27 protein-coding genes are annotated in these 26092 nt (G+C 61.7%); 3 read left to right on the top strand and 24 right to left on the bottom strand.

Annotated elements, in window-relative coordinates:
• Positions 1-46 precede the first annotated feature (46 nt).
• Positions 47-685: a TetR/AcrR family transcriptional regulator gene (locus ACVI9W_RS19875; RefSeq protein ID WP_038608617.1), complete on the bottom strand. Its 639-nt coding sequence runs from the start codon at positions 683-685 to the stop codon at positions 47-49.
• Between the two features lie 72 nt (positions 686-757).
• Here ACVI9W_RS19875 and ACVI9W_RS19870 point away from each other — a divergent pair, with 72 nt between their 5' ends.
• Positions 758-1891 carry an aminotransferase class V-fold PLP-dependent enzyme gene (locus ACVI9W_RS19870; RefSeq protein WP_461530930.1) on the top strand — a complete coding sequence of 378 codons (1134 nt, stop codon included), beginning with the start codon at positions 758-760 and terminating at the stop codon, positions 1889-1891.
• A 218-nt stretch (positions 1892-2109) separates the two neighbouring features.
• Here the strand turns inward: ACVI9W_RS19870 and ACVI9W_RS19865 are convergent, their stop codons facing one another.
• From ACVI9W_RS19865 to ACVI9W_RS19810, 12 genes are all read right to left on the bottom strand, one after another.
• Entirely contained in the window at positions 2110-2892 is a 783-nt protein-coding gene (locus tag ACVI9W_RS19865) for a TatD family hydrolase (RefSeq protein ID WP_461530929.1), read from the bottom strand.
• Positions 2893-2935: 43 nt separating this feature from the next.
• Positions 2936-3922: a DNA polymerase III subunit delta' gene (locus ACVI9W_RS19860; RefSeq protein WP_461530928.1), complete on the bottom strand. Its 987-nt coding sequence runs from the start codon at positions 3920-3922 to the stop codon at positions 2936-2938.
• Entirely contained in the window at positions 3915-4547 is a 633-nt protein-coding gene (tmk, locus tag ACVI9W_RS19855; protein WP_461530927.1) for a dTMP kinase, read from the bottom strand. Before tmk ends, ACVI9W_RS19860 begins: the two co-directional genes overlap by 8 nt.
• A gap of 19 nt (positions 4548-4566) precedes the next feature.
• Positions 4567-5715 (bottom strand): endolytic transglycosylase MltG, encoded by a 1149-nt coding sequence (gene mltG, locus ACVI9W_RS19850; RefSeq protein ID WP_461530926.1) that lies wholly within the window; start codon positions 5713-5715, stop codon positions 4567-4569.
• Between the two features lie 3 nt (positions 5716-5718).
• Positions 5719-6534, bottom strand: a complete 816-nt coding sequence (gene pabC / locus ACVI9W_RS19845; protein WP_461530925.1) for an aminodeoxychorismate lyase — start codon at positions 6532-6534, stop codon at positions 5719-5721.
• On the bottom strand, positions 6534-7778 hold the full coding sequence (fabF, locus tag ACVI9W_RS19840; RefSeq protein ID WP_038608596.1) for a beta-ketoacyl-ACP synthase II: 1245 nt from the start codon (positions 7776-7778) through the stop codon (positions 6534-6536). The genes pabC and fabF overlap by 1 nt, the downstream gene beginning before the upstream one ends.
• Before the next feature lie 104 nt (positions 7779-7882).
• The gene (acpP, locus tag ACVI9W_RS19835; RefSeq protein WP_003175607.1) at positions 7883-8119 is read right to left on the bottom strand and encodes an acyl carrier protein; all 237 of its coding nucleotides are present in this window, start codon (positions 8117-8119) and stop codon (positions 7883-7885) included.
• A gap of 195 nt (positions 8120-8314) precedes the next feature.
• Positions 8315-9055 (bottom strand): 3-oxoacyl-ACP reductase FabG, encoded by a 741-nt coding sequence (gene fabG / locus ACVI9W_RS19830; protein ID WP_038608595.1) that lies wholly within the window; start codon positions 9053-9055, stop codon positions 8315-8317.
• Positions 9056-9071: 16 nt separating this feature from the next.
• The gene (fabD, locus tag ACVI9W_RS19825; RefSeq protein WP_157191732.1) at positions 9072-10010 is read right to left on the bottom strand and encodes an ACP S-malonyltransferase; all 939 of its coding nucleotides are present in this window, start codon (positions 10008-10010) and stop codon (positions 9072-9074) included.
• A 129-nt stretch (positions 10011-10139) separates the two neighbouring features.
• Positions 10140-11150: a phosphate acyltransferase PlsX gene (plsX, locus tag ACVI9W_RS19820; protein WP_075226459.1), complete on the bottom strand. Its 1011-nt coding sequence runs from the start codon at positions 11148-11150 to the stop codon at positions 10140-10142.
• A 3-nt stretch (positions 11151-11153) separates the two neighbouring features.
• Positions 11154-11336 (bottom strand): 50S ribosomal protein L32, encoded by a 183-nt coding sequence (gene rpmF / locus ACVI9W_RS19815; RefSeq protein WP_010223221.1) that lies wholly within the window; start codon positions 11334-11336, stop codon positions 11154-11156.
• A 13-nt stretch (positions 11337-11349) separates the two neighbouring features.
• Positions 11350-11877, bottom strand: coding sequence for a YceD family protein (locus tag ACVI9W_RS19810; RefSeq protein WP_136475178.1), 528 nt, complete (start codon positions 11875-11877; stop codon positions 11350-11352).
• A 95-nt stretch (positions 11878-11972) separates the two neighbouring features.
• Between ACVI9W_RS19810 and ACVI9W_RS19805 the strand changes: the two genes are divergently transcribed.
• A complete protein-coding gene (locus ACVI9W_RS19805) occupies positions 11973-12551 on the top strand; it encodes a Maf family protein (RefSeq protein WP_461530924.1) in 579 nt (192 codons plus the stop codon).
• A 59-nt stretch (positions 12552-12610) separates the two neighbouring features.
• Here the strand turns inward: ACVI9W_RS19805 and ACVI9W_RS19800 are convergent, their stop codons facing one another.
• From ACVI9W_RS19800 to rluC, 3 genes are read right to left on the bottom strand one after another with little or no spacing between them, the layout of a single operon-like run.
• Entirely contained in the window at positions 12611-13594 is a 984-nt protein-coding gene (locus ACVI9W_RS19800; RefSeq protein WP_038608582.1) for a S49 family peptidase, read from the bottom strand.
• 6 nt (positions 13595-13600) lie between these two features.
• Entirely contained in the window at positions 13601-14278 is a 678-nt protein-coding gene (locus ACVI9W_RS19795; protein ID WP_461530923.1) for an HAD family hydrolase, read from the bottom strand.
• A complete protein-coding gene (gene rluC / locus ACVI9W_RS19790) occupies positions 14268-15224 on the bottom strand; it encodes a 23S rRNA pseudouridine(955/2504/2580) synthase RluC (protein ID WP_010223216.1) in 957 nt (318 codons plus the stop codon). Before rluC ends, ACVI9W_RS19795 begins: the two co-directional genes overlap by 11 nt.
• 748 nt (positions 15225-15972) lie before the next feature.
• On the opposite strand from rluC, the gene rne reads away from it, so the two are divergent.
• Positions 15973-19083: a ribonuclease E gene (gene rne, locus ACVI9W_RS19785; protein WP_461530922.1), complete on the top strand. Its 3111-nt coding sequence runs from the start codon at positions 15973-15975 to the stop codon at positions 19081-19083.
• Between the two features lie 126 nt (positions 19084-19209).
• Here the strand turns inward: rne and murB are convergent, their stop codons facing one another.
• The 8 genes from murB to ACVI9W_RS19745 all read right to left on the bottom strand — a co-directional run bounded on the left by murB (position 19210) and on the right by ACVI9W_RS19745 (position 26041).
• Entirely contained in the window at positions 19210-20229 is a 1020-nt protein-coding gene (murB, locus tag ACVI9W_RS19780; RefSeq protein WP_461530921.1) for a UDP-N-acetylmuramate dehydrogenase, read from the bottom strand.
• A complete protein-coding gene (locus ACVI9W_RS19775) occupies positions 20226-20690 on the bottom strand; it encodes a low molecular weight protein-tyrosine-phosphatase (RefSeq protein ID WP_461530920.1) in 465 nt (154 codons plus the stop codon). The genes murB and ACVI9W_RS19775 overlap by 4 nt, the downstream gene beginning before the upstream one ends.
• Positions 20690-21454, bottom strand: coding sequence for a 3-deoxy-manno-octulosonate cytidylyltransferase (gene kdsB / locus ACVI9W_RS19770; protein WP_342624731.1), 765 nt, complete (start codon positions 21452-21454; stop codon positions 20690-20692). Before kdsB ends, ACVI9W_RS19775 begins: the two co-directional genes overlap by 1 nt.
• Complete coding sequence (locus ACVI9W_RS19765) at positions 21451-21636, bottom strand: Trm112 family protein (RefSeq protein ID WP_003247142.1); 186 nt, start codon at positions 21634-21636, stop codon at positions 21451-21453. The genes kdsB and ACVI9W_RS19765 overlap by 4 nt, the downstream gene beginning before the upstream one ends.
• Before the next feature lie 38 nt (positions 21637-21674).
• Complete coding sequence (gene lpxK, locus ACVI9W_RS19760; protein WP_461530919.1) at positions 21675-22685, bottom strand: tetraacyldisaccharide 4'-kinase; 1011 nt, start codon at positions 22683-22685, stop codon at positions 21675-21677.
• Positions 22685-23116 carry an ExbD/TolR family protein gene (locus ACVI9W_RS19755; protein WP_157191723.1) on the bottom strand — a complete coding sequence of 144 codons (432 nt, stop codon included), beginning with the start codon at positions 23114-23116 and terminating at the stop codon, positions 22685-22687. The genes lpxK and ACVI9W_RS19755 overlap by 1 nt, the downstream gene beginning before the upstream one ends.
• Positions 23113-23748, bottom strand: a complete 636-nt coding sequence (locus ACVI9W_RS19750; RefSeq protein WP_038608555.1) for a MotA/TolQ/ExbB proton channel family protein — start codon at positions 23746-23748, stop codon at positions 23113-23115. Before ACVI9W_RS19750 ends, ACVI9W_RS19755 begins: the two co-directional genes overlap by 4 nt.
• Before the next feature lie 70 nt (positions 23749-23818).
• Positions 23819-26041 carry a DNA internalization-related competence protein ComEC/Rec2 gene (locus ACVI9W_RS19745; RefSeq protein ID WP_461530918.1) on the bottom strand — a complete coding sequence of 741 codons (2223 nt, stop codon included), beginning with the start codon at positions 26039-26041 and terminating at the stop codon, positions 23819-23821.
• Positions 26042-26092 lie beyond the last annotated feature (51 nt).

Here is a 26092-nt window from a genome sequence, read left to right as displayed (position 1 = left end):
TTCCTGCGGGGGCCACGCCAGTAGTTTCGTTCGACTGCTGAACAGGTCAGCTGCCGGTGGCGTCCGGGTCACGCTTGCGCTTGTTGCCCATGCGCACGCCGATATCCATCAGAAACTGGAAAAAACCTTCCTGGTCTTCCAGCACGTTGCTCCAGAACGGCGAGTGATACAGCGCCACCGCGCCATGCACCAGCGCCCAGGCGGCGCAGTAGTGGAAGTACGGCGGCACGTCTTCGAGCTTGCCTTCGCTGATGCGACCTTTGATCAGCAGGGTCAGGCGGTCGAAATTGGAGGCACGAATCTTGTGCAGCTCCTCGACCATCTCCGGTACCTGGTTGCCCTTGACCACCTTCTCTTCGAGGCGGTCGAACAAGCGGTAACGCTGCGGATCGCGCATGCGGAATTCGAAGTAGGCACGCGACAGGGCTTCCTTGTCGCGATCAACATCGGCAGAGTGCAACAGTTCGTTCAAATCGCGCTCGTAGTCGAGCATCAGGCGCAGGTAGATCTCCGCCTTGGATTTGAAATGCTTGTAGATCGTGCCTTTGCCGATACCGACTGCATCAGCAATCATCTCGACGGTGACACTGTCTTCACCCTGTTCGAGAAACAGCTTGAGCGCGGTATCGAGAATTTCTTGCTCACGGCGACGAAACTCACGGACCTTACGAGGTTCTTTCTGCATAAGAAGGACTGGATCAAAATCGAAGCCGGTTATTATGCCTAACTTGCGCCAAAATGCACGGATCATCCGACCATGTCTATGTTTCTTGATGAGTTTGAACAGGCTCCAGGCCTTCGCTACCTGAACCACGCAGCCGTCGCTCCCTGGCCAGCAAGGGCCAGCCAGGCAGTTGCGCGCTTTGCCAACGAAAACGTTTGGCTCGGCGCCAGGGACTATCCGCACTGGATGGCGATGGAGCAACGCCTGCGCGAACGCCTGATGCGTCTGACCAACGCACCATCGACCGATGACATCGCCCTGGTCAAGAACACCTCAGAGGCCCTTTCGTTCGTTGCTTTCGGTATTGATTGGCAGGCTGGTGACCGGATCGTCATCAGCGATGAAGAGTTCCCCTCCAACCGCATCGCCTGGGAAGCCTTGGCCGACCGGGGCGTGGAAGTGATCCAGGTGAGCCTCAAGGGGCAGGATCCGGAAGCCGATCTGCTGGGCGCCTGTGGTCCGCGCGTGCGCCTGCTGGCGATCAGTGCCGTGCAGTTCGCCAGCGGCCTGCGCCTGGACCTGGTGCGGCTTGGCCAGGGTTGTCGTGAGCGCAATGTGCTGTTCTGCATCGATGCCATTCAGCAACTGGGCGCCCTGCCCTTCGACGTGCAAGCCTATCAGTGCGATTTCGCCATGGCCGATGGCCACAAGTGGATGCTTGGCCCGGAAGGCCTCGGCGTTTTCTATTGCCGCGCCGAGGTTCGCCCACAACTGAAGCTCAGCGAATACGGCTGGCACATGCTCGAGCACATGGGCGACTACACCCGCACCGAGTGGGAGCCGGCCCGCAGTGCCCGGCGCTTTGAATGCGGCAGTCCGAACATGCTCGGCGCGGCGGCGCTGGACGCCAGCCTGTCGCTGCTGGAAGAGGTGGGGATAGAACAGGTATCGACGCTGCTTGCAGAACGGGTGCAGTGGCTCTATGAAGGGCTGGCGGCCATTCCCGGGGTTCAACTGCACAGCCCGGAAGATCCGCAGCGCCGCTCCGGCATCGTTTCGTTCAGCATCGCCGGGGTGGATAACGCCGACGCCTATCATCGCCTGAAGCAGGAACAGGTCGTATGCATTACTCGCGGGCCTGGCGTGCGCTTTTCCCCGCATTTCTACACGCCCAGGCAGGTAATCGACGAAACTCTGGCAATTGTGCGGCAGATTGCAGAGCGATGAGTGCTCAGCAGCCGTGGCCGTATTCCAAATCTGTTTAAAAAACGAGCAATAGCCGCTGGCAGCCCGCCAATCCTGACCAATACTTCAGGTGTTGGCGTGGCGCATCCCCCCAAGTGGCGCGCCGATAAAGGTGCTCAGGGACCGCGTACCTTTGTTTTACTCCTAATGGTCTTAACCCGGATTCACCCCCCAGAACCCGGGTTTTTTTTGCCTGTCGTTCAGCTCACCCGGGCCAGCGGGAACAGGCGCTTGAAGTTGGCAGTGGTCTGCCCGGCCAATTGTTCATAGCTTTCACCTCGCACCATCGCCACGAACTCCGCGACTTCCCGCACATACTGCGGCAGGTTCGGTTTACCGCGATACGGAATCGGTGCCAGGTAAGGCGAGTCGGTTTCGACCAGCAGGCGATCGGCCGGCACTTGTCGGGCGACGTCGCGCAAGGCATCGGCATTGCGAAAGGTCACGATGCCGGACAACGAGATGTAGTAGCCCAGATCCAGCGCTGCCTTGGCCATGTCCCAGTCTTCAGTGAAGCAATGCAGTACACCGGCCTGACTCAGGTCCGCTTCGCGCAGCAGGTTCAGGGTGTCGGCACGCGCCGCACGAGTGTGAATGATCACCGGTTTGCCGGTAGCCTGCGCAGCCTGCAGGTGCAGGCGGAAGGACTCCTGCTGCACCTCGGCCGCTTCCGGCTCGTAGTGATAATCCAGCCCGGTTTCACCGATGGCCACCACATGCGGGTGCTCAAGCTCCTTGAGCAGCCACTCCAGCGGCGGCGCACCGTCGGGAGTCAGGTCCAGCGGATGGATGCCTACCGAGCAGTCAACATCGCTGTAACGCTCGCTCAGGTCTTTGACCGCCTTGGCGTTGTCGGCACTGACGCCGATGCACAGGAAGTGGCCGACACCACGGGCGCGGGCAGCATCAAGGGCCGCATCCAGAGAACCCTGGTGAGCGGTGAGGTCGAGACGATCGAGATGGCAATGGGAATCTACAAGCATGGGCAGATGACAACACTGAAATGAAATAAAGGGGCAGCCCGGCTCAACGCTGGCCAGGCAACATTGCCCAGGAGGCCAGCAGCGCTTCGAGCAACAGCACGCGATTGAGGTTGGCCTTGGCCAGAACTTTCTGGCGCTGGGCGAGAATCCAGTCCTGGATCTGCAGAACCTTGCCTTGACCGCTCTTCTGCGCCAGGTACTGCACGACCTTGCGCATATCGTTCAAGCCTAAACCTTCCTCATCCTCGGTCAACTGGTAGCGCAGGACGAGATTCGACCAGTCACAGAACCAGTCGAACAGCAACAGCAAGGGAATTGCATTCCAGGCTTCGGCCAGCTGGCTCGGGGATTGCTGCTGCTTGAGCAGCTTTTTCACCCCGTCGACCACCAGTGCGCGCTGCTCGCGCACACCCTGCGCCTGCAGGCTGACCGCGGCCAGGGGCGAGCCGGCAGCAAGGCTGAGCAGCTCCAGACGTTCATGCTCATCGCACTCTGGCAAGGCTGTACTCAACCAGGCCAGGCTTTGCGTGGCGCTGGGCAAAGGACACGCCTGCTGCACACAACGGCTCTTGATGGTCGGCAACAATCGGCTTGGCTGATGGCTGACCAGCAGCAACACGGTATTGCCGGACGGCTCTTCCAGGCTTTTGAGCAAGGCGTTGGCCGCATTGATGTTCATCGCCTCGACCGGCTCGATCAGCACCACCTTGCGCCCGCCCAACTGTGCGGTCTGGACCACAAAGGACACCAGGTCACGCACCTGGTCGACCTTGATCGGCTTGTCGGCCTCCTCCGGCTCCAGCACATAGTTGTCCGGATGACTGCCGGCGGCCAGCAACAGGCACGATTTGCACTGCCCGCACGCTTGCAGATTGGCCGGGCGCTGACACAGCAACAAGGCCATCAGCCGCTCGGCCAGCGCGCGCTTGCCGATGCCTTGCGGCCCATGCAGCAGATAGGCGTGAGCGTGCTGGGTGCGTCCGGCCAGTTGTTGCCACAACGCCTGCTGCCAGGGGAAGGCCTCAGCCACGACAGCGGTCCAGGATCTGCGGCAGCAAGGCATCCAGTGCTTGCTGCACCTGTGCCAGCGTTTGCGAAGCGTCGATCAGTTTGTACTGCTGCGGGGCCGCCTTGGCGCGTGCCAGGTAGGCCTGACGCACGGCCTCGAAAAAGGCCTGGCCTTCCTGCTCGAAACGATCCAGGCGTCCACGGGCCGCGGCGCGGGACAGGCCGATTTCCACCGGCAGATCGAAGACCAGAGTCAGGTCCGGGCGCAGCGTGCCCTGAACAAAATTTTCCAGTGTGGCAATGCGCTCCAGCGACAGGCCACGGCCACCACCTTGATAGGCATAGGTAGCATCGGTGAATCGATCACAGAGCACCACTGCACCACGGGCCAGGGCCGGACGAATCACTTCGGCCAGGTGCTGGGCACGGGCAGCGAACACCAGCAACAGCTCGGTGTCGGCATCCATCTTTTCGTCGCTAGGGGCCAACAGCAGTTCGCGGATCCGCTCGGCCAGCGGCGTACCGCCAGGCTCACGGGTCAGCACCACATCCACACCCTGGGCACGCAGGTGCTCGGCCAGGTACTCGCGATTGGTGCTCTTGCCCGCGCCTTCGGGACCTTCCAGGGTGATAAACAAGCCGCTCACAGGGAGTCCTTACAGTTGATCATTGCGAAGAGGTTTCAGTGGCTGGCGCCGACGCTTCAGGCACCGGCTCAGGGTTAGCCTCAGTGGGTTCCGATGACTGCGGCTCGGCCTCAGGCTCAGGCTCGGATTCAGTCACCGGTGCCGGGCTCGAACGGTAATCGGCACGGCGCTTGATCTGGTACTCGCGGACCGCCGAATTGTGCGCATCCAGGTCGTCAGAGAAGATATGACTACCATCGCCGCGAGCGACAAAGTACAAGCTGCTGCCCGGTGTCGGATTCAAGGCCGCGTGAATGGCTTCACGTCCGACCATGGCGATCGGAGTCGGCGGCAGGCCAGCATTGGTATAGGTGTTGTACGGCGTCGGTTCGCGCAGATCGGCGCGGGTGATCTTGCCGTTGTAACGCTCTCCCATGCCGTAGATCACTGTCGGGTCGGTCTGCAGCAACATGCCGATGCGCATGCGACGCACGAACACCCCGGCGATCTGACCGCGCTCCTGCGGCACACCGGTTTCCTTCTCCACCAGCGAGGCCATGATCAGCGCCTGGTACGGGTCACGATACGGCAGGTCGGCCGGACGCTCCGCCCACTCCTTGGCCAGCACTTCATCCAGGCGCGCATAGGCTTGCTGAAGGAACTCGACATCGGTCATGCCGCGCACGAAGCGATAGGTATCGGGGAAGAAACGCCCTTCAGGGAACACTCCCGGGTGACCGAGCTTGTCCATCACCTCGGCATCGCTGAGGCCATCGAGGGTCTGCTTGATTTTTTCGTGCCTGGCCAACGCCGAGCGCACCTGGCGGAAGTTCCAGCCTTCGACCAGGGTCAGGCTGTACTGCACGACATCGCCACGACGCCAGACCTCAAACAGGTCGCGTACGGTCATACCCGGGGTCATGCGGTACTCGCCGGTGTGCAGCGGCACCCCCGCCATGTTGAAGCGCCAGTACAGACGCAGCCAGAAGGCATCGTCCAGCAGGCCCTGACTCTCCATGCGGTAGAACATGCGGTTGGGGTTGGTACCCGTGGGCACGTCGAGCAATTGCTCCTGGCTAACGTGCAGAGTCTGCTCCAGCGCCGAATTCACTTTCCAGGCTGAAAAACCCAGGATCAGGCCTGCCAGAATCAATCCGGTTTCCAGCAGCACCAAGAATTTACGTCTCACAAATCAGGTATCCAGTAACGTACGGGCAATGGCCTGCAGTTTACGGGTGAGCGGACCCGGCGACCAGTTCAGCGATGCAAAAGCACGCACTGGCCAGACACCATAGACGCTGTTGCAGACGAAGACTTCGTCAGCCTGCTCCAGGTCCTGCAGGGACAGATCGGTAATGTGCAGCGCAATCCCGGACTTTGCTGCGTGCTCGATCAGGGCCGCACGCATGACCCCGGCCACGCCGCAGCGGCTCAGATCAGCCGTCAGCAGCTCAGCGCCGTGCACCAGGAACAGATTGCTGTAGACCCCTTCGATGATGCGACCGGAAACATCGCGCATCAATCCTTCGGCATGCTCGGCATCCTGCCATTCGGCACGCGCCAGCACCTGTTCGAGTCGATTGAGGTGTTTGAGCCCGGCCAGTAGCGGTTGTTCCGCCAGACGAGTGCTACAGGGAAAAAGACGAATCCCGTGCTCGGCATGCTGGGCTGGATAAGCAGGCAAGGGACTGCCCTGCAGGATACGCCGTGGTGCCACGCCAGCGGCAGGCGCATAGCCGCGCTGGCTGTCACCACGGACGAGAATCAGTTTGAGCACGCCGTCACCCAGCAGGCTGGCGTAACGGCATAGCTCGTCGCGAATCAGGCCGTGATCGGCGCTGATCGCCAAGCGCTGGCAACCCAGCGCCAGGCGCTCGAGATGATACTCGAGCAACGATGGCCGACCGGCCCTGACCGCGATGGTCTCGAACAGACCATCGCCGTAGGCCAGCGCACGGCTTTGCAGGTTGACTGCCTGTGCCGGCTGGCCATCGATCCAGCTGTGCATTACTCGGCGAACCGGCGGAACACCAGCGAGCCGTTGGTACCACCAAACCCGAAGGAGTTGGACAGCACGACATCGATCGGCATGTTGCGCGCCTCATGCGGCACAAAATCCAGATCGCAACCTTCGCTTGGCTCATCGAGGTTGATGGTCGGCGGGGCTACCTGGCTGTTGATCGACAGCACGCTGAAAATCGCTTCCACTGCACCGGCGGCGCCCAACAGGTGACCGGTCATCGACTTGGTCGAGCTGACCGCCAGCTTGTAGGCGTGGTCGCCGAACACCGACTTGATCGCCGACGCTTCAGCCAGGTCACCGGCCGGGGTCGAGGTGCCATGGGCGTTGATGTAGTTCACCTGATCAGCGTTCAGGCCGGCATCGCGCAAGGCGTTGACCATGCAGCGCGCTGCGCCGCTGCCATCTTCTGGCGGCGAGGTCATGTGGTAGGCGTCGCCACTCATGCCAAAACCAACCAGCTCGGCATAGATGGTCGCACCACGGGCCTTGGCGTGTTCGAGCTCTTCGAGCACCAGCGCACCGGCACCATCGGCAAGCACGAAGCCATCACGGCCCTTGTCCCACGGACGGCTGGCACGGGTCGGGTCGTCATTGCGGGTCGACAGCGCCCGCGAGGCACCGAAGCCGCCCATGCCCAGACCGCAGGCGGCCATTTCCGCACCGCCGGCAATCATCACGTCGGCTTCACCGAAGGCGATGTTGCGCGCCGCCATACCGATACAGTGGGTACCGGTCGTGCAGGCCGTGGCAATGGCGTAGTTAGGTCCCTGTACACCCAGGTGGATCGACAGGAAACCGGAAATCATGTTGATGATCGAACCCGGCACGAAGAACGGCGAAATGCGCCGCGGGCCCTGCTCATGCAAAGTCCGGCTGGTTTCTTCGATATTGGTCAGGCCACCGATACCCGAGCCCATGGCCACGCCAATGCGCTCGCGGTTGGCATCGGTCACTTCCAGGCCAGCGTTACGCACTGCCTGAAAACCGGCTGCCAGGCCGTACTGAATGAACAGATCGAGCTTGCGGGCTTCCTTGACCGACAGGTACTGCTCAACCTCGAAGCCCTTTACCGAGCCGCCAAAACGGGTGGAGTAGGCAGACAGGTCCGTATGTTCAATCAGACCTATGCCACTGCGGCCAGCCAGAATGCCCTGCCAACTGCTCGGCACATCCGTACCCAGTGGCGACAGCATACCCATACCGGTGACCACGACGCGTCTACGCGACACAGCACTCTCCTTATTCAATTGACTACATCTCTTGTAAAGAAAAAACCGCACGCCGGCGAAGGCAGTGCGGTTTTTCCATGACAAGAAGCGACGACTACAACGTCTTAGGCCTGGTGGCTGGTGACGTAGTCGATAGCAGCTTGAACAGTAGTGATCTTCTCGGCTTCTTCGTCAGGGATTTCGGTCTCGAATTCCTCTTCCAGAGCCATCACCAGCTCAACGGTGTCAAGGGAATCGGCACCCAGATCTTCGACGAAGGAAGCAGTGTTCACTACTTCTTCTTCTTTAACGCCCAGTTGCTCGGCGACGATTTTCTTGACGCGTTCTTCGATGGTGCTCATACCTTGTTTTCACTCCTAATGGACATATGTCAGGCAGCTGGCCGGTGTGTAAGTGTATAGAAAGACGTCCGCTTTTCAAGCGCAACACGCCTCGCCAGACCACACCTGCCAACCGACTAGAATCTGGTTGCAGCTTTATAACGGATTTTAGACAGCTCGTATGACATTTTTTTGAAGCAATCCGTCACATTAGATTTACATGTACATGCCGCCGTTGACCGGAATGGTCGCGCCAGTCACGTAACCTGCGCCTTCAGAGGCCAGGAAAGCGACCACATTGGCGATTTCCTGGGCCTGGCCCAGACGCCCCAGCGGGATCTGGGTCTGCAGCGCTTCACGCTGGGCTTCAGGCAATTCACGGGTCATGTCGGTGTCGATGAAGCCCGGGGTCACCGAGTTGACGGTGATCGCGCGCGAGCCGACTTCACGGGCCAATGCACGACTGAAACCTTCCAGACCGGCCTTGGCTGCAGCGTAGTTGACCTGCCCGGCATTACCCATGGCGCCGACTACCGAACCGATGCTGATGATACGACCCCAGCGCGCCTTGGTCATGCCGCGCAGCACGCCCTTGGACAGACGGTAGAGGCTGTTCAGGTTGGTGTCGATGACGTCGAACCACTCGTCGTCTTTCATGCGCATCATCAGGTTGTCACGGGTGATGCCGGCGTTGTTGACCAGAATGGTCGGCGCACCGAACTGCTCCTGGATCTTGGCCAGAGTGGCAGCGACCGACTCGTCGCTGGTCACGTTCAGCTCCAGGCCAGTGCCGGTGATACCGTGTTCCTTGAGGGTAGCGGCGATACGCTCGGCACCCGAGGCGGAGGTCGCGGTACCGATCACGGTAGCGCCCAGACGGCCCAGCTCGAGGGCGATAGCCTGGCCGATACCACGGCTGGCGCCGGTCACCAGTGCAACTTTACCTTGCAGGCTCATGCAAGCTTCTCCTAAATCAGGCCAGCGCCGCGCGGGTGGCGGCGAAAGCATCCGGGGTATTGAGGTTAGAGGTGTTCACGCCATCGGCGCAGCGCTTGTTCAGGCCGGCCAGAACCTTGCCTGGACCGCACTCGACCAGCTGTACCGCGCCATTGGCGGCCAGGGTCTGTACGCATTCGACCCAGCGAACCGGCTTGTACAGCTGCTCGAGCAGATCGCGCTTGAGGGTGTCGAGGTCTGCGGCAACGGCAGCGCTGACGTTCTGCACCAGCGGAATTTGCGGGGCTTGCCAGTCGATGGCATTGACCGACTCGGCAAAGCGCTCGGCAGCCGGACGCATCAGCTCGCAGTGCGAAGGCACGCTGACCGGCAGCGGCAGTGCGCGCTTGGCACCGGCAGCCTTGCAGGCTTCCATGGCGCGCTCGACAGCGGCCTTGGCACCAGCGATCACGACCTGACCTGGCGAGTTGAAGTTTACCGCACTGACCACTTCGCCCTGGGCTGCTTCAGCGCAGATCCCCACGACAACAGCGTCGTCCAGACCGAGGATTGCCGCCATGGCGCCCTGCCCGGCCGGTACAGCCTCCTGCATGAGCTCGCCACGACGTTTGACCAGCTTGACCGCGTCGCCCAGGCTCAGGCTGCCAGCGGCAACCAGCGCGCTGTACTCACCCAGGCTGTGGCCGGAAACGAAAGCCGGACGCGCACCGCCTTCAGCCAACCACAGACGCCACAGGGCAATCGAGGCGGTAAGAATGGCCGGTTGGGTTTTGTCGGTTTGATTGAGTTGCTCTTCCGGACCCTCCTGGGTCAGCGCCCAGAGGTCATAGCCCAGAGCCTCGGAGGCCTCGCGGAAGGTATCAATGACCAGCGGATACTGGGCGCCCAGCTCGGCAAGCATGCCGAGGGACTGCGAACCTTGACCGGGAAAGACGAATGCGAGGGATGCAGACATTGAACAAGCCCCTAATGATCTTGTCGTCGGAAATGAAGCGCCCAGCACCAGGCTGAGCACAAGAAACTGAAGACTTGGATGGTAATGAGGACCAAGCGGTCACATTTAACCACTTCCTGAGGTATATGCCTAAAGCAACAGATCTTCCAGACGCCCGTGCAGGCGCTGCGGCAGATTCTCCTGGATTTCAATCAAGGCACGCTGAATAGCACTCTGAAAGCCCTGAACACCGGCAGAACCATGACTCTTGATAACGATACCCTGCAAACCCAGAAAGCTTGCGCCATTATGCCGCGCCGGTGCCAGGTCGGCCTGCAGACGCTTGAGCAGCGGCATGGCTACCGCACCGGCCAGGCGCGCACCGAGCCCGCCTTTGAACAGCGCCTCGATACGTGAACCGATCATGGTCGCCAGGCCTTCGCTGGACTTGAGCAAGATGTTGCCGACGAAGCCGTCACAGACCACCACATCCGCTTCTCCACGGTACAACCCGTCGCCTTCGACGAAACCGATGTAGTTAAGCCCACGGGCATTCTGCAGCATGCTGGCGGCGAGCTTGACCTGCTGGTTGCCCTTGATGTCTTCGGTGCCGACATTCAACAACGCCACACGCGGACGCGAGATACCCAGGGCTTGCGCAGCCACAGAGCCCATCACGGCAAACTGGAAGAGATTGTCGGCACTGCAATCGACATTGGCACCCAGGTCGAGCAACTGGCAATAACCGGTCTGGGTGGGAATGGCTGCCACCATGGCCGGGCGATCGATGCCGGGCAGGGTTTTCAGCACATAGCGCGACAGCGCCATCAGCGCACCGGTATTACCGGCACTCACGCAGGCCTGAACCTTGCCATCACGCAATAATTCCAGGGCCACGCGCATGGACGAATCAGGCTTGCCACGCAACGCTTGCGAGGGCCGCTCATCCATGCCGATCACTTCGCTGGCTGCAACAATCTGCAGGCGCGCGCGATCCGCTGCCGACTGGCCAGCGATAAGGTCTTCTAGGAGGGAGGGTTGACCGACAAGGGTCAGGTGCAGCGAGGGGGTAGCCGACAGGCAAGCAATACTCGCCTGAACAATGCTGCGGGGACCGAAGTCCCCGCCCATTGCGTCAATCGCGATGATCTGAGCGGACAAGGATTACTCGTCAGCGCCCTTGTCGATCACTTTACGACCACGGTATACGCCTTCTGGCGATACGTGGTGACGCAGGTGTACTTCACCAGTGGTTTTCTCTACGGACAGAGCGTTTTCCGAGAGAGCGTCGTGCGAACGGCGCATGTCACGGGCAGAGCGGGATTTTTTGTTCTGCTGAACAGCCATAATTGATTAACTCCTAAACGTTTGGGTCACGCTTTAACTGCGCCAATACACTGAACGGGTTGGACCGTGTTACCTCGTCCTTGCTCGGTTCGGGCTCATCGGCGCCCGCCGGCTGCTGGCATTCTTCCGGATGATGAGCAGGCACGATGGGCAGGGCGAGCAAAAGCTCCTCCTCGACCAAAGCCTGCAGATCCAAAGGATCTTCGCCCAGTTCCAGCACGTCATAACCTTTCGGCAACGACTGGGTATTCGCACCCTCCTTCACCACGGCGTAAGTACTTTCGCTGTGGATCGGCAGGGTGACCAGCTCAAGACAACGCTGGCAAACCATTTTGACCTCGACGCTCAGCTCGGTGTGGATAACCACAGCCTTCTGCTCGTCTCGCTCAAAATCGAATTTAGCCTGCACCGTACCGACATTGTCGGAAAGCGGGTCGCAGAGTCTCTCCAAATCGGCGAGCTGCAGTGTTCCTTCGAGGGAAACACCACGATCGGCCAATTTGCGCGGGTCAACGTGAGGTGGAATCGGGTCATTCAACATAGGCGCAGCATTCTAGGGATGACCCCCGCCCCTGTCAAAGGAAATTCGGCTCCGTTCAGCATGTTAGAATCGTTTCACCTGCCCAGGAGTTTATCATGCTGCCTTTATTACTGGCTTCCAGCTCGCCCTACCGGCGCGAATTGCTTGAACGCTTGCGCCTGCCCTTCAGCTGGGCCTCCCCCGATATTGACGAACAGCGCCTGCCCGAAGAGCCTGCCGTTGACCTGGTCAAGCGCCTGGCCCGGGAGAAAGCCCAGGCCCTGGCCGCCAGCCACCCCGAGCACCTGATCATCGGCTCCGACCAGGTCGCCGTGCTCGGAGAACAGATTCTTGGCAAGCCGCACACCTTCGAGCGCGCTTGCGAGCAATTGCTCGCCGCCAGCGGCAACCATGTCACCTTTCTCACCGGCCTCGCCCTGCTCAATAGCGCTACCGGCCACTGCCAGGTCGACTGCGTGCCGTTCACGGTCAACATGCGTGAACTGGACCTGGAGCGCATCGAGCGCTACCTGCGCGCTGAAGAACCTTATGACTGCGCCGGCAGCTTCAAGGCCGAAGGGCTTGGAGTCAGCCTGTTCCAGAGCACCCATGGCGTCGATGCCACCAGCCTGGTCGGCCTGCCCCTGATTCGATTGGTGGACATGCTCCTGGCCGAAGGCACCAGCCTGCCCTGACCCCTCCTGAAACAAAAAAGCCGGCCTCGAAGGGCCGGCCATTTCATCAGACAGTACACTCAGCGCAACGACGGCCCCTGAAAGCCCATCCACATCGCCAGGCGCTCGGCAATGCTGGTACCCAGGCGCTTGGAGAAACGATCGAACGGCGACTCCTCGATGGTGAAGTCAACCAGCTCTTTCTCCCCCACCACTTCGCGCGCCACGTAACCGGCGCTGCCCAGGCCATCCACCAACCCAAGGTCCAGGGCCTGCTCGCCCGACCAGATCAGGCCACTGAACAGCTCAGGGTGCTCCTTGTCCTTCAGGCGCTCGCCACGCCCCTGCTTGACGCTAGCAATGAACTGCTTGTGGGTCGTTTCCAGCACGCCCTGCCAGAACGCCGTCTCTTCAGGCTTCTGCGGCTGGAACGGATCGAGGAAGGCCTTGTGCTCACCTGCCGTGTAGGTACGGCGCTCGACACCGAGTTTCTCCATGGTGCCGACAAAGCCGTAACCGGCAGCCGTAACACCGATGGAGCCGACCAGACTGGCCTTGTCGGCGTAGATCTGATCCGCAGCACTGGCAATGTAGTAAGCGCCGGAGGCGCCCAGATCGCTGATCACCGCGTACAACTTGATTTGCGGGTACTCGGCGCGCAGGCGACGTATCTCGTCGTAGATGTAACCCGACTGCACCGGGCTACCACCCGGACTGTTGATTCGCAGGATCACCGCCTTGGTCTTCGAATCCTTGAACGCCTCGCGCAAACCACCGACGATGTTATCGGCACTGGCAGGCTCCTGATCGGCAATCACCCCGCGCACTTCAACCAGCGCAGTGTGACTGACGCTTCGAGAAGCGGCCTTGTCGACATTCATCAAGGGACTGAACAGCGCGAGAATGCCAAACAGATAGGCGAAGGTCAGCAGCTTGAAGAAGATCCCCCAGCGCCGCGCACGACGCTGCTCCTGCACACCTGCCAAGAGGGTTTTCTCCAAAAGTTTCCAGCTTTTCTGCTCTTCGTTGCCTTCGGCGCTAGGCGCCTTCCACTCGTCAGCCATGCTCACCTACCCTGGAATTACCGCGACAGGCGACCGGCTCAGCCAGGCCTGCAAATGTGAAAAGTGCTCGATACAGACCTGCGGCCCGAAAGCGCTCAATGCTTGCGGCGACATGGCCCCGTAGGCGACAGCCACCGAATGCATGCCGGCGTTACTGGCCATCAACAGATCGAACGACGAATCCCCAACCATCAACGCCCTGCCCGGCTCGACCCGGCAATGCGCCAGAATCTCTTCAAGCATTTGCGGATGAGGCTTGCCACGACTCTCGTCGGCAGCCCGGGTGATATCGAAGTAATCCTGCCAGCCATTGGCCCGCAGCACCCGATCCAGGCCGCGCCGCGCCTTGCCGGTAGCCACCGCCAGACGATAGCCCTGCGCACGAAACGCTTCCAGCGACTCTACCACCCCCTCGAACAGGGGCGACGGCTGCTCATCCAGCGCCATGTACACATCGGCGTAGTGCTGACGAAACACCGCCACCTGCTCGGCATCCAGGTGCGGATACAGCGTGGCGATCGCCTCGGACAGCGCCAGGCCAATTATACCCTTGACCGCCTCATCATCGCAGGCGGCATGACCGGCGCGACCAGCGGCCTGATGCATGGCTTGGACAATGCGCCCGATTGAGTCGGCCAGCGTGCCATCCCAATCGAAGATCAGCAGATCGTAATCACGCCGCACTCAAGCGCTCCACGGTTTTCGCCCACATCTCGTCCACTGGCGCCTCAAGCTTGAGCTCGCCACCGTCAGGCAGGGGCACGGTCAAGGCATAGGCATGCAGGAACAGACGCTTGCCGCCCAGGTCACGAATCTCACGGGTGAAATCTTCATCGCCGTACTTGCTGTCACCGGCAATGCAATGCCCGGCATGCAAGGCGTGCACGCGGATCTGGTGAGTACGCCCGGTAATCGGACGCGCCTCGACGATGGTGGCAAATTCACCAAAACGACGCAGGACGCGGAAAATGGTCAGCGCCTCCTTGCCTTCGTCGTTGACTTCGACCATGCGCTCACCGGAACGCAGATTGCTCTTGAGCAATGGGGCGTTGACCTGCTTTTTCGCCGTCGCCCAGTGACCACGGACCAGAGCCATGTAGCGCTTGTCGACACCATCACCGCGCAGCGCGGCATGCAGGTGGCGCAGCATGCTGCGCTTCTTGGCGATCATCAGCAGCCCGGAGGTGTCGCGATCCAGGCGGTGGACCAGTTCCAGTTCCTTGGCATCCGGACGCATCTGACGAAAGGCTTCGATCACGCCGAAATTCAGGCCGCTACCGCCGTGCACGGCGATACCTGCCGGTTTGTTCAGCACAATCAAGGCCTTGTCTTCGTAGACGATGGCGGCCTCAAGACGCTGAAGCAAACCCTGGGCCACCGGCACAGGCTCGTCGCGTTCGGGCAGACGAACGGGCGGTACGCGCACGATGTCACCGGCCTGCAACTTGTACTCGGGCTTGATCCGACCCTTGTTCACACGCACTTCGCCTTTGCGCAAAATGCGGTAAATCAAGGTCTTGGGAACACCCTTGAGCGCAGTGATAAGGAAATTATCGATTCGTTGGCCGGCAAGTTCCGGCGCGACCTCGATCAGCTGGACGCCGGAGGTCGGAGGGGCATTAGTCGTCATTTGCCAATCATAACAATTTTTTATGGATTTGAAGCACTTAATGATTGCTGCTATAGTCGCGAACGCCGCCAAAAGCGGCTGGCCAGCGGACTCACGGCTTCTAGCCGGCCCTGACCGACGCAAAATCTCGAGGACGCGAGGCCGTCCGACGGGGCTTTTGCCAGTTTACAGAATTGCCTGGAATCGCCACCAGCGCCGTGCAGAGAAGACCGATAAAAAACGACAAGAGCGGTGTTTTGCCCTCCCCCGATGTTTTTTTCGAAGCCACTCTGTCAGTGCCGTCAATTTCACGCAGTCATGGTGAAAGCTTCGGAAATACCAGCCTTGGACATAAAAGGCGCGGGCTCCCGTATTGGAGCTGGCGATAAATGCAACCCGTTGCGGATTCAGCGCGCGGCAGCACCCGAATTATCAGGGATACGTGTAGGGTGGAGATGCACAACCGTCGGACCGTGTAGCACCGCGTCCAGTCCACAGGCCTTCTGGCCAGGCGACCGGACCCGGTCTTGATCAAGATGCCCCCAGGGCGTCCACGGCCGAAGGCTGATTCCTCCTCCTGACTGAGTGCATTTGACACCACAGCAAGCAGGACGCGTCGTCGCGACTTCGGCAGTACTGGGTTACCAGTCTGGCTCGACAGTCGCTGGACACGGGGGTGGCCCGCCACCCCTTGCGCACCTGACACCGACCGTGAGAAGTCGTGTGTGCCGAACGCCGTTTCCGGCAGCCCGGAAACCGACGGTATTACATGAAAAGAATGCTGATTAACGCGACTCAACCCGAAGAGTTGCGTGTAGCTCTGGTAGACGGCCAACGTCTCTACGACCTGGACATCGAGTCCGGTGCGCGCGAGCAGAAGAAGGCCAACATCTACAAAGGCCGGATCACCCGGATCGAACCCAGCCTGGAAGCCGCTTTCGTCGACTTCGGCTCCGAACGCCACGGCTTTCTGCCGCTGAAAGAAATCTCCCGCGAATACTTCAAGAAGTCCCCGGAAGGCCGGGTGAACATCAAGGAAGTGCTCAGCGAAGGCCAGGAAGTCATCGTCCAGGTCGAGAAAGAAGAGCGCGGCAACAAGGGCGCAGCCCTGACCACCTTTATCAGCCTGGCTGGCCGCTATCTGGTGCTGATGCCGAACAACCCGCGTGCCGGTGGCATCTCCCGCCGCATCGAAGGCGAAGAGCGCAATGAACTGCGCGAAGCCCTGAACGGCCTGGTTGCCCCTGCCGACATGGGCCTGATCGTGCGCACTGCCGGCCTTGGCCGCAGCAGCGAAGAAATGCAGTGGGACCTGGATTACCTGCTGCAGCTGTGGACCGCCATCAAAGAAGCCTCGCAGGACCGCGCTGCGCCTTTCCTGATCTACCAGGAAAGTAACGTCATCATCCGCGCCATCCGCGACTACCTGCGCCAGGACATCGGCGAAGTGCTGATCGACAGCATCGATGCCCAGGAAGAAGCCCTGACCTTCATCCGCCAGGTAATGCCGCAGTACGCCAGCAAGATCAAGCTGTATGAAGACAGCGTTCCGCTGTTCAACCGCTTCCAGATCGAAAGCCAGATCGAAACCGCTTTCCAGCGTGTGGTCGACCTGCCGTCCGGCGGCTCGATCGTCATCGATCCGACCGAAGCCCTGGTGTCCATCGACATCAACTCGGCGCGCGCCACCAAAGGCAGCGACATCGAGGAAACCGCCCTGCAGACCAACCTGGAAGCGGCTGAAGAAATCGCCCGCCAGCTGCGTCTGCGTGACATCGGCGGCCTGATCGTCATCGACTTCATCGACATGACCCCGGCCAAGAACCAGCGCGCCGTCGAAGAAAAGGTACGCGAGTGCCTGGAAGCCGACCGTGCCCGCGTACAGGTCGGCCGCATCTCGCGCTTCGGCCTGCTGGAAATGTCCCGTCAGCGCCTGCGTCCATCCCTGGGCGAAAGCAGCGGCATCGTCTGCCCGCGTTGCAGCGGTACCGGCATCATCCGTGACGTCGAATCCCTGTCGCTGGCAATCCTGCGCCTGATCGAAGAAGAAGCGCTGAAAGACCGCACCGCTGAAGTTCGCGCCCAAGTGCCGATTCCGGTTGCAGCCTTCCTGCTCAATGAAAAACGCAACTCGATCACCAAGATCGAACTGCGCACCCGGGCACGTATCGTCATTCTGCCGAACGACCACCTGGAAACCCCGCACTTCGAAGTCCAGCGTCTGCGCGACGACAGCCCGGAAGCGCTGAGCAGCCAGTCCAGCTACGAAATCGCCGCTGCCGAGACCGAAGAAGTCCAGCCGACTGCCGCCACCCGCACCCTGGTTCGCCAGGAAGCCGCGGTCAAGACCGCACCGGCTCGCGCCAACGCTCCGGTTCCAACCGCTCCGGAACAACCTGCAGCCGCGCCGGTACATGTCGCGCCAGAGCCAAGCCTGTTCAAAGGCCTGGTGAAGTCGCTGGTCAGCCTGTTCGCCGGTAAGGAAGAGCCTGCCGCCGCCCCAGTGGTCGCCGAAAAGCCCGCCACCGAGCGCCCGCAGCGTAACGAAGAGCGCCGCAACGGTCGTCAGCAGAGCCGCAACCGCAATGGCCGTCGCGATGAAGATCGCAAGCCTCGCGAAGAGCGCGCACCGCGTGAAGAGCGTCAACCACGCGAAGCCCGTGAAGAAACCCAGGCCCGCGAAGAGCGCGCACCACGTCAGCCACGCGAAGAGCGTCAACCTCGCGCCCCGCGTGAAGAGCGCCGCTCCCGCGAAGACCGTCCGGTCCGCGAACTGCGCGAGCCGCTGGATGCTGCCACCCCGGCCGTACGTGAAGAGCGCCCTGAGCGCGCCCCGCGTGAAGAGCGCCAGCCTCGTGAAGAGCGTGCACCGCGCGAAGAGCGCAGCCCACGCGAAGAACGCGCACCGCGCGAAGAGCGAGCGCCACGTGAAGAACGCGCGCCACGTGAAGAGCGTCAACCACGCCCTCCACGCGAAGAGCGTCAGCCTCGTCCAGCCGAACAGGCTGCGGAAGCCGCTGAAGAGCAACTGCCAAACGAAGAGCTGCTGCAGGACGACAACCAGGAAGGCACCGAAGGCGAACGCCCACGTCGCCGCTCCCGTGGCCAGCGTCGCCGCAGCAACCGTCGCGAGCGTCAGCGTGATGCCAACGGCAACGTCGTTGAAGGCAGCGAAGACGGTAGCGAAGAAGGCAACGAGCCGTCGGGCGCCGAACTGGCAGCCGGCCTGGCTGTCACCGCCGCCGTTGCGACCAGCAACATCAGTGCTGAAGCCGAAGCTCAAGCCAACGTTCAAGCTGAACGCGCCACTGCCGCCATTGAAGAAGCTGCCCCGGTAGCTGCTGAAGTTGTCGCTGCAGAGACCGTTGAAGCAACCGAGCCGACTGCGATCGAGCCTGCTGTGGTTGAAGCGCAACAGCCTGTCGTTGCTGAAGAAGTGGCAATCGCCCCAGTGGTCGAGCAGCCGTTCAGCGAGCCTGTGGCTGCGGTTGAAGCGAGCATTGAGCCGGTTGTCGAAGTTGCCCCTCAGCCAGTTGTAGAAGCACCGGTTGAAGTAGCTGTCGCCGCTGAGCCTGTTGTTGAAGCAGCACGCGAGCCAGAAGTTGTTCAGGCCCCTGTGGTTGAAGCTGAAGCTGAAACTGCCAAGCCGGCTGTTGCCGAGCCAGCGCCAGTTGTCGCGGAACAGGCTCCTGCTGCCGAGCCAGCAGTGGTCGAAGCCCCGGTAGTGATGCTGGCGAACGGCCGCGCACCAAACGACCCGCGTGAAGTGCGTCGCCGCAAGCGTGAGGCCGAAGCAGCTGCTGCTGCCGCCCAAGCCGCACCGGTAGAGCAACAACCTGAAGCCCTGGAAACCGCAGAAGAGCACAAACCGCTCGTCTGATCATCCAGGCAGTAAAAAGCCCCGCCAGGTAACTGGCGGGGCTTTTTTTATGCTGTGGGAGCCGGCCTTGCCGGCGATGAGGCCGGTGCAGGCTCCATCACTGGCAAGGCCAGCTCCCACACCACCTCAGTACAGATTCGGCTCCATCTCAAGCCTGACGCCGAAGCGCTCAAGAATGTCAGCCTGGATTTTCTGCGCCAACTGATGCAACTGCAGGCCAGTGGCCTGGCCATAGTTGACCAGTACCAACGACTGCAAACGGTGCACCCCGGCATCGCCTTCACGGTGCCCCTTCCAGCCCGCCTGCTCGATCAGCCAGCCCGCCGCCAGCTTCATCTGCCCGTCGGCCTGTTGATAAGCCACCAGCCCCGGATACTGCAGACGAATCTTGTCGGCCAGCACAGCGGCGACCACCGGGTTTTTGAAAAAGCTCCCGGCATTGCCGAGCTCTACCGGATCTGGCAGCTTCTCCCGGCGAATACTGCAAATTGCATCACTGACATTCTGTGCGGTCGGCTGACTGATGCCCTGCTCGCTCAGGCGCTGACGCACCGGACCGTAGTCCAGATGCGCATGCATGACACGACTCAAGGCAAAACGTACCCGCAGAATCAGCCAGCGCCCTGGATGCTGCTTGAACAGGCTGTCGCGGTAGGCAAACTGGCACTCATCCAGATCAAAGTCGTGCAACTCACCGGTCTGGCGGTCCAGCGCGGTCAGCCCGACGAAGACATCCTTGATCTCGACCCCGTAGGCACCGATGTTCTGCATCGGCGCAGCGCCGACGGTACCGGGAATCAGACTGAGATTCTCCAGCCCCGCCAAGCCCTGGGCCAGACTCCACCGCACGAAAGGATGCCAGGACTCCCCTGCCTCGGCTTCAACAATCACCCGCTGACCATCATCGGCCAGAATGCGCAGGCCACGACTGGCCATACGCAACACCAGCGCCTGCACATCCGCAGTCAACAGCAAGTTGCTGCCGCCGCCAATGACCAGCACCGGAACGTCATACTGCCTGGCGTCGGCCAGGGCCTGGCGAACCTCGGCATCATTGTGGACTTCGGTGAAATACCGCGCCCTGACATCAATACCGAAGGTGTTGTACGGCTTGAGCGATACCTGCTCCTGCCACTGACCGCTCATAGACGACCCTTGAGTTCGATGACCAATTGGCGACAGGCAGCCTCGATCAGGTCAAGCACCTGCTCGAAACCTTGCTCACCGCCGTAGTAAGGATCCGGCACTTCATCCAGCGCCCCCTCATAGCGACGCAGGAACAGGTCCAGCTCGGCTTTTGCCCCGACGGGTTGCATGGCCCGCAGATGACCCAGGTTGCTCTTGTCCATCGCCAGGATCAGGTCGTAGTCATTGAAGTGCCCGGCCTTGACCTGCTGTGCGCGCTGCTGCGACAGGTCATAGCCGCGCAATTGCGCGGCGCGGCGGGTACGGCTGTCCGGCTGCTTGCCGACATGCCAGTCACCGGTACCCGCCGAGGCCACTTCGATCAGCTCACCCAGGCCTTCGGCCTGAAGCTGATGGCGCAACACGCCTTCAGCAGTAGGCGAGCGGCAGATATTGCCGAGGCAAACAAACAGAACCCGCATCAGGCCTCCAGAATGCGCCGTACGCGCTCCAGGTCTTCAGGGGTATCGACGCCAACCGGTGGCGCTTCGATGGCATCGGCAACGTGAATACGCACGCCATGCCAGAGCGCACGTAGCTGCTCAAGCGATTCGGTGCGCTCCAGCCAGCAAGGCCCCCAGGCGACGAAGTCCTGCAGGAAACCCGCGCGGTAAGCGTACATGCCGATATGCCGACGATAAGGCACGCCTTCCGGCAGCGTATCGCGGCTCTGGGCAAACACATCCCGCGCCCAGGGCAATGGCGCCCGGCTGAAGGTCAAGGCCAGACCGTTGCAGTCGCTGACCACTTTGACGGCATTGGGATTGAACACGGCGGTGACGTCACTGATCGGTTCAGCCAGGGTCGCAATGCCTGCTTCAGGATGCGCTGCGAGGTTGGCCGCCACCTGATCAATGATGATCGGTGGAATCAGCGGCTCGTCGCCCTGGACATTGACGACAATGGCATCCGCAGCCAGCCCGAGCCTGGCGGCCACTTCGGCCAGGCGATCAGTGCCCGAATCGTGGTCTTCACGGGTCATCAGCACTTCAGCGCCAAAGGACTCGCAGACCTGGTAGATACCGGCATCATCGGTGGCAATCACCACGCGACTGGCGCTGCTCTTGCGTGCCTGCTCCCAGACATGCTGGATCATCGGCTTGCCGGCAATCGGCAGCAACGGCTTGCCCGGCAGGCGGGTGGAAGCCAGGCGTGCCGGAATCACCACAGTGAAAGTCAGGCTCATTTATCCAGACGCTCGTCATCGGTCAGGGTACGGGCTTCGCTTTCGAGCATCACCGGAATACCGTCGCGGATCGGATAGGCCAGGCCGGCGCCCTTGCTGATCAGCTCGGTCTTGTCGGCGCTGAGTTTGAGCGGGCCTTTGGTGATCGGGCAGGCCAGGATGTCGAGCAATTTGGTGTCCATGGATATTCCTCAGGCCAGTGGCCGGAAAAAGAAAAGAATCAGGGCTGCGGTGGCGCCTGCAACAATCGCTCAAGCTGGCCGTCGAACCAGGCCACAAAGGCCGGTGAAGGCACAGCATCGACCGCCAGGTACCACCAGTCGTCCGCTGCAAAGGCACGGCATTTGACTGCGTCTTTCTCGGTCATGACCAGCGGCAGCGCTGGGCTGAAGCTCAGGGCCTGGGCGCTGTACTCGGCATGATCGGCAAACGGGTGCGGCACAGGCTGCCAGTTTAGCCCCTGCAGGGTATTGAAGAAACGTTGCGGATTGCCAATGCCGGCAACCGCGTGGACCGCCTGACCCGCCGGGAAGTGCTCGACGCTTACGCGCTCGCCGCTACGCAGGTTGACCAACGCGGTTGGCTTGAGGGCAAATGCATAGCCATCGTCACGATCCGCTGTGGCGCCGTTGTAGAGCAGTGCATCCACCTCCTGTAGACGCTCCACCGGCTCGCGCAGAGGACCTGCGGGCAGACAGCGGCGATTACCCAGGCCCCGGGCTGCATCGATCAGCACCAGCTCCAGGTCACGGGCCAGGCGGTAATGCTGCATGCCGTCGTCGCACAGGATCAGGTCCACTGGCTCGCTGGCCAGCAACGCCTGCACGGCGCGCGAACGGTCCGGATCGATCATCAGCGGAACGCCGCTGCGCTGGACGATCAACAGTGGCTCATCCCCGGCCTCGGCCGCGCTTTGTTCAGCGCGTACCCGCCAGGGCAACTGCGGCGGTTTGGCGCCATAGCCACGACTAACCACACCGACGCGCAGGCCTTGCCGCCGGCAATGCTCGATCAACCAGAGGATCATCGGAGTCTTGCCGGTGCCACCAACGGTGATATTGCCCACCACGATTACCGGCACCGGAGCGCGGTAACTTTGACTTTCGCCACTGAGAAAGCGCGCGCGCTTGCGCAGCACTACCCGGCGATAGAGCGCTTCGAGCGGGCGCAGCAAACCCAGGGCTGGATGCCCGGCGTACCAGGCATTGAGCAGGCGATCAGCAAAGGCCATCAAGGTGTTCCTTGGGCAGCCTCGACCGTGGTCATGCGCAACTGGCTGAAACCGAGCTTGCCGGCCGCATCCATGGCAGTGACCACCGCCTGGTGCGGGGTCTTGCCGTCGGCACTGATCGACAACGGCAGTTTGGTGTCACCGGCAGATTCTTTCTGCAGGGCTTCGGTCAGCGTCGCCAGATCGCTCTTGGGCAACAGGTTGTTGTTCAGCGAATAGACGCCATCGGCGCTGATGGTGATTTCCAGTTGCTTGAGCTCGCTGTCGGGTGCCGGCGCACCGCTGACCGACTCCGGCAGTTCGACCCGCAGCTGGGTTTCGCGGGTAAAGGTGGTGGTCACCACGAAAAACAGCAGCAGGATGAACACGACGTCGATCAATGACGCCAAGTTGATGTCCACGGTTTCCCGTGCCTTGCGCCGGAATTTCACGCCTTGCCCTCGGCCAGGTCGACATCACGGTCGCCCTGCACCACTTCGACCAGCTTGATCGCCTCTTGCTCCATGCCGACCACCAGTTCGTCGATTCGGCGCTGCAGGAAACGGTGGAAGAACACTGACGGAATACCGACCATCAGACCGGCTGCGGTGGTGATCAATGCTTTCGAGATACCGCCGGCCAACACCGCGGCATTGGTGGTCATGCCGGTACCCATGAACGCACTGAAGATATCGATCATGCCCAGCACAGTGCCGAGCAGACCAAGCAACGGTGCCATCGCGGCAATGGTGCCCAGGGCATTGATATAGCGCTCCAGCTCGTGGATTACCCGGGCTGCGGCTTCTTCAATGCACTCCTTCATGATCTCGCGACCATGCCGGGAGTTAGCCAGGCCCGCGGCGAGGATCTCGCCCAACGGCGAATCGGCGCGCAGGGCCTTGAGCTTGTCACTGGTCAGCTGCTTGTCTTTGATCCACAGCCATACCTGACCCAGCAGGTGCGGTGGAGTGACCCGGCTGGCGCGCAGGGTCCAGAGACGCTCGGCGACGATAGCCATGGCGGCGATGGAACTCAGAATGATCGGCAGCATCATCCAACCACCGGACTTGACCAATTCCCACACAGTTAGCATCCCCTTGAAAAAGTCCGCCACTTTACCATAGGACCCTTGGACGCTCATCTGCCGAAGGTCGTCAACTCGGGTCTCGCCAGAAGCGCCGCTGGCTGCGCAGCCCCAGAGGCTCGCCGAAAGTCCCAAGACGCAAGCGCAGCGCACCGTGCACGGCACTGTCGAAGGCTTCGATGCCATTTATCCGGTAGCGTTCCATGACCTCGGCATGAGGATGGCCGAATGCGTTGTAACGACCTCTGGAAATCAATACGCCACGCGGCGCCGTGGCGGCCAGCAACGCCTGGCTGGACGAGGTACGACTGCCATGGTGCGGCGCCTGCAACCAGTCGAGCCGGGTGGCTTGCCAGTCACCGAGCCAGGCCCGCTCGCCAGCGGCATCGAGATCGCCGGCCAGCAACAACCGCTCACCACCCGCCTCGACCAGCAATACGCAGGAGTCCTGGTTGCTGTCGCGACCGCCCTGCCATTGCCAGACCGAAAAGTTCACGCCGTCCCACTGCCAGCGCTCGCCGCTGACACAGGGCTGCGCCTGCAAAGCTGGCGCCAGGCGCGCTGTTTCTCCGCCGCGCACCTGATGCACTTGCAGGCCGCGCTTGATCGCCAGGGCGCCGCCCGCATGATCGGCATCGGCATGACTGAGCAACATCAGGTCCAGCGCTTGCACCCCCAACTTGCGCAAGGTCGGCAACACGATCCGCTCGCCCAGGTCATGCTCACCCAGTGCAGGCCCGGCGTCGTACAGCATCGTGTGCTGCCGGGTGCGCAGCACGAACGCCAGGCCCTGACCGACATCCAGCTGCCAGACCTCCACCTGGCCGTGCGGTATCCGCTCTCGCGGCGCAAAGACAGCCAGCAGGAGCAATGGCCAGCCGAGCACACGCATTGGCAAGCCACGGGGTAGCAACAGCAACACTGTCCCCAACCAGAGCAATGCCCAGAGTGGCCATAACAACGACTCCGGTGTCCAGGGCGGCTGCCATTCGGCCAGTTGCCCAAGCAGCCCGAACAGCACGTCAAGCAGCCCACCTGCCAGCCAGAGCAACCCCTGCCCCACAAACGGCACGGGCAGCAGCAGGGTTCCCGGCAATGCCAATGGCAGCACCGCCAGGCTGATCCAGGGCACTGCGAACAGGTTGGCCAGCGGCGCGCTGAGACTGACCGGCAACCCCAATGCGATCAACACTGGCAGCAATCCCAGAGCGATCAACCACTGCGCCCGCCCCCACGCGCGCCAGGGACTCCAGGCGCCAAGCCGGCCACTGAACGTGAAGAGCAGCACCGCAACCGCGGCGAAAGACAGCCAGAACCCTGGCAGAAGACTGGCCAATGGCTCCCACAGCAACACGGCATTGAGTGCCAGCAACAACGGCAAGCCCACCCCCAGGTGGCGATAGCGCAAACGCCAGAGCAGCACCACCGCCAGCATCATGCAGGCGCGCTGGACCGGCACCTGAAAACCGGCCAGCAAGCCATAACCCAATGCGGCGGAAAAGGCTGCACCGCAGGCCCAGGGCAGCCAAGGCAAGGCCTGCGGCCAAAGTCCAAACCGCGCCAAACCGGCAATCAGGCCATAGACCAGTCCGGCCAGCAGGCCGATATGCTGCCCGGAGATCACCAACAAGTGCACGGTGCCGGTCGCCTGCAGCGCTTGCCAGCTGTCCCGGGCCAGGCCCGCGCCATCACCCAGCACCAGGGCAACCAGCTCTGCCTCGCGGCCCTGGGCATCCACACCCGACAAGCGCTGGCGCACCCCGTCGCGCCAGGCACCCTCGGCTGGCGTCAGCCGTTCCCCGGCCTTGATGTTACCAGTGGCGCCGATACGCCGGGCCAGCAAGGCGGCCTCGCGATCCGGGCCATGAGGATTGAGCAAGCCATGGGGACGCTTGAGGGTGACCGCCAGCCGCCAGCGCTCGCCACTGTTCACTTGCGGCCCGTCAAACCAGCTCAGTTGCATGCGCTGCGGCAACTGCGCACGGCGAGATTGAGCGGCATCGAGTTCGAATCGAATTGAGCGGCCATTGTGCGCGGGCAAGCCGACCACCCTGCCCTCCAGCCACAACGTACGACCATCGAGCGCAGGCGTCAGGCGATCATCCAGCGCCTGCTGTGCCGACAGACAGGCCCAACACAGGCCGAGCAGGAACAAACCGAACGGACGGGACCGCCAAGGCAGGCAACCCAGCCCGATCAGGGCCATCAGAACGATGATCCCGACCGATGGCAAAACCGGTAAGACACGCAGGCACAGCAGGCCCAGTGCCAGCGCTAACATCCCTGTGCGCATGGTTTACAGCTCCAGAACAAATCCACCCTGTGAGGCTTAGTTCAGTGAGGC

This window comes from Pseudomonas sp. 210_17 TE3656, assembly GCF_054821965.1.
This window is presented reverse-complemented; position numbering and strand designations above follow the sequence as displayed.